This is a genomic window from bacterium (assembly GCA_024228115.1).
Lineage (GTDB): Bacteria > Myxococcota_A > UBA9160 > UBA9160 > UBA6930.
This window is the reverse complement of sequence record JAAETT010000294.1, coordinates 1-2,888: the sequence shown is the minus strand read 5'-3', so window position 1 is coordinate 2,888 and position 2,888 is coordinate 1. Positions and strand designations below refer to the sequence as shown.

Below are 2,888 nucleotides of genomic sequence, written 5' to 3'. Positions count from 1 at the left end.
GATGAGTTACGTGGACGGACACAACGATGATCCCACTCCCTTCGTCTGGTCCAAGACAGCAGAAGAGATCATCGAAAAGGTTGGCAGAGCCAGGCGCGCGCTGGATAATGCCCCAACAGCGTGAATCACATCACTAGCTCGCTGGCCGGCTCATCATGCTCCGGACCAATTCGACCATCTCGTCGGCCTTCTGGAAACGGTCTGCGGGATCCTTGCACAGGCACCGGGAAATCAAATCGGCCAGGGGCTGGGGAAGCTTCGCGTTGGCCTCGCGTGGATCGGGCGGCGGCGTGTGCACATGGTGATACGGCACGTTGCCCTCCTTGAAGGGAAGCGTGCCGGTTGCCAACTCGAACAGGGTGACACCGAGGCTGTAGATATCGGTCCGGTGGTCGACGTTCTTGCCCAGGGTCTGCTCCGGGCTCATGTAGTAGGGAGTGCCGCTCACCAACGTCGTGTGGTTGCGAACTTCCTCGACCACTTTCGCCAGGCCGAAGTCCATGATCTTCGCCTTCTTGTCCCGGGTCCACATGGCGTTCGCGGTCTTGATATCCCTGTGCACGACCTTCTGGGAGTGGGCGTAGCGAAGCCCCTCGCACAGCTGGAGCGCGACGTGAAGCACACCGCCCGGAGCGATCACACCTCGACGCCTGACGATCTCCTTGAGAGTCGTCCCGTCGACGTATTCCATCGCAATGTAGTAACGGCCCTGTTGTTCACCGGCGTCGTATACCGTGACGATGTTCGGATGGTTCAGCTTGGCCGCGCTCTTGGCTTCGCGCAGGAAGTTCTTGAGCGCCTGGGGATTGTCCTTCAATGCGTCTGGCAGAACTTTGAACGCCACGCTGCGATCGAGCACGCTATCGATGGCTTTGTAGACGATTCCCATGCCGCCGCGGCCGAGCTCCGAGACGATCTGGTAGCGCGCGTTTTCCGGCGGACTTCCCGCGGGCTCGAGGCCTGAACCGGTCCCCGTTCCCTGGGGCGGAAGGCTCTCCTCCAGATCGCGCAGGCGGTGGAGACGGGCCTCGACATCTTCGTAGTTGTACTGGGAGCTGTGGATCTGCTCGAAGACATGCCGGGCCTCGGTCAGCTCCCCCGCCTCCTCGAGACAGATGGCCAAGGTGTAGAAGAGCTCCACCGATTCCGAGCTCACTTCGAGGTCGGCGGTGGCCTGCTTCAATCGGGTCACCGCCAGGCCCGGCTGGCTGCGGGTGCGGAAGGTCTGTGCCAGGAGCAGGCTGGATTCGGCGAAATCCTCATGGCGGACGGGCACTTGCTGCAGGGCCTCGATCACTTCTTCGTCGCGGCCTTCGGCGTGAAGGACGCGGCCCGCCCGAAGATGCAAGCCGGCTTCCTTCAAGGCCTTGGCCTGGCCTTCGGAATTTCCGATATGTGCATGGCAATCGGCAGCCTCTTCGTGACATCCGCCACGGCTGTAGTTCTCGGCGGCCCTTGCCCATTCACCACCGAGCCGAAGCATCTCACCGGCCTGCTGAAACTCACTGCAACGCTCATAGCACTCGCCCGCAGACGAGAACGCCTCGAGGCTGCGAAAGATGTCGCCGGCCTCGTGGAAGTCGCCGGCTTGAACCAGCATCCGTGCAGCTTCCTCAGGATCGCCGGAATCGCGCAGATGCACGCCGAGGATCTGTGCGGCGGCCGTTTCCTCGCCGATTTGTCGCAGGGTCTCCGCCGCGCGGGGTGCGTTACCTGCGCGCTGAAAGAGCTCCGCCCCCTTGCTGATCTCATCGCGGCGGAGAGCCACCTCAGCGGCGGCCGACCAGCACTCTCCGTGCTCCAGCACCCGACCGGCTGCCTTGAGATCGTCTGCCCGCTCGTAGAGTTTTGCCGTCTGTAGCACGAGCTTGCGCAGCTCTTCGCGCTTCTGGGGATCGTTCTGCTGTACGCCCTCTTCGCGCACGACATCTTCGAGGCTCTTGGCGGCCCGGGCCCAATCCTGGGCTTGGATGAACGAGCGTGCCGCGTAGCGATGAAATTCGCAGGCGGCATAACACTCACCGGCCTTCATGGCGTTCCCGGCCTTCTCGTACATCTCCGCGGCGACACTCATTCGGCCGGCCTTGTCGTAGCACTCGGCGGCCTCGGCGTAGGCGTCCTGTGCCGCATAGATCGTCCCGGCCGTATCGTGCTGCCCCGCACGAACGTAGAGCGCGGCAGATTCCTGGAAGCGGTTCTGATCGTGGCGGATCTCGGCGGCTCGAACGAACTCGTCGGCCTGCTCGAAGAGTTGGGCCGCACGCTCGTGGAGGCCACTTCCAAAGCAGAGTTCCGCTGCCTCGACCGGGCTGCCGCGCTTCGCCATCCGGCTGGCTTGCTTCTCGACCTTTCGGGCCAAACGGGGATCCGTAGCCGCCAGATCGTCGGCCAACACCTCGTTCCCGCCATCACCAGCGCCCCCGGACCGGATCCCGAGCCCGAGAAGCACGACCCCGATCGCCAGGAGGGCGCCGCCAGGCACCACGCCGACCAGGCTGGACAGAGGGGCTTCGAGGCCCGCGGCTCCCGCCACCGCCTCGAAAACGCTACCCAGGGCGACGATTGCAGCCTGGCCCGGGGCGAGCGCCGTCCCGAGCCCGTAGGCTCCCGCGGATGCCACGAGGGCTCCAAAGAGAATGAGTAGTACGCGCATCATGGGTGGGTCGGATTCGCAACCCGTATCGGCCGGAGGGGCCCGGAGGCTGAGCGCCCAGCGTCGGGACCTCGCCCTGGCCCCTCACATCGCTCTAGCCCCAATCCGTCATTGGATCCGGGCCCCTGAGGGTATCGGCCGGGTCAGGCGGCGAGTTGTTCGATGGCCCGATTGAATCGTTGGCGGGTGGAGGCCTCGGCAGCGATCCGCAGCTCGGCGCGCCCCTGAGGCCGAG

Annotated in this window: 1 protein-coding gene; it reads right to left on the bottom strand. The window is 64.5% G+C overall.

Features of this window, described 5'->3' with window-relative positions; all coding sequences use genetic code 11:
* Positions 1-133 precede the first annotated feature (133 nt).
* Complete coding sequence (locus GY937_13290) at positions 134-2,620, bottom strand: protein kinase (GenBank protein MCP5057680.1); 2,487 nt, start codon at positions 2,618-2,620, stop codon at positions 134-136.
* Positions 2,621-2,888: the final 268 nt, after the last annotated feature.